This is a genomic window from Mesorhizobium sp. M2A.F.Ca.ET.037.01.1.1 (assembly GCF_003998075.1).
GTDB lineage: Bacteria > Pseudomonadota > Alphaproteobacteria > Rhizobiales > Rhizobiaceae > Mesorhizobium.
Genome location: NZ_RZSA01001641.1, coordinates 1 through 691 on the forward strand (window position 1 = coordinate 1; position 691 = coordinate 691).

Below are 691 nucleotides of genomic sequence, written 5' to 3' on the forward strand. Positions count from 1 at the left end.
GTCTCAGGCCGAGGCCGACCAGGCGCAGCCGCTTCTGTCGCCGCTCTACTATATCCGCCGCGCCCTGCAGCCCTTCGCGGACCTGGTCGAGCCGTCGAGCGCCGACCTCACCGACGCCATTCCGCAGCTTCTCGACCAGAAACCGGCGATGATCATCATGGCCGATGTCGGCACCATCCCGGAGCAGGTCAGGCAGCGTCTGGTCGACTGGGTCGACAAGGGCGGCACGCTGGTCCGCTTTGCCGGCCCGCGTCTTGCCGCGGCCGGCAATGACGACGACCTTTTGCCGGTCCGGCTGCGCAGCGGCGAGCGCGCGCTCGGCGGTGCGCTATCCTGGACGACACCGCAGGCGGTCACCGAATTCCCGAAGAACGGTCCCTTCGCCGATCTTTCCCCGCCCTCCGAGGTGACGGTCAGCCGGCAGGTTCTGGCCGAGCCGACGCCCGACATCGTCGAGCGCACCTGGGCCACGCTTGCCGACGGCACGCCGCTGGTGACAGGCATGAAGAAGGACAAGGGCACGCTGGTGCTCTTCCATGTCACGCCCGAGGCGACCTGGTCGAACCTGCCGATCTCCGGCACGTTCGTCGAGATGCTGCGGCGCGTCGTGCAGCTGTCGCGCAACCAGGGCGCCTCGGGCGTGACATGGAAGAGCACCAGCGTGCCCTTGTCCTTCTTCATGCCTGTCACC

Annotated in this window: 1 pseudogene; it reads left to right on the plus strand. The window is 68.2% G+C overall.

Annotated elements, in window-relative coordinates:
• Nucleotides 1–691: pseudogene (locus EOA27_RS38920) on the plus strand (RNA-binding protein); the annotation flags it as partial.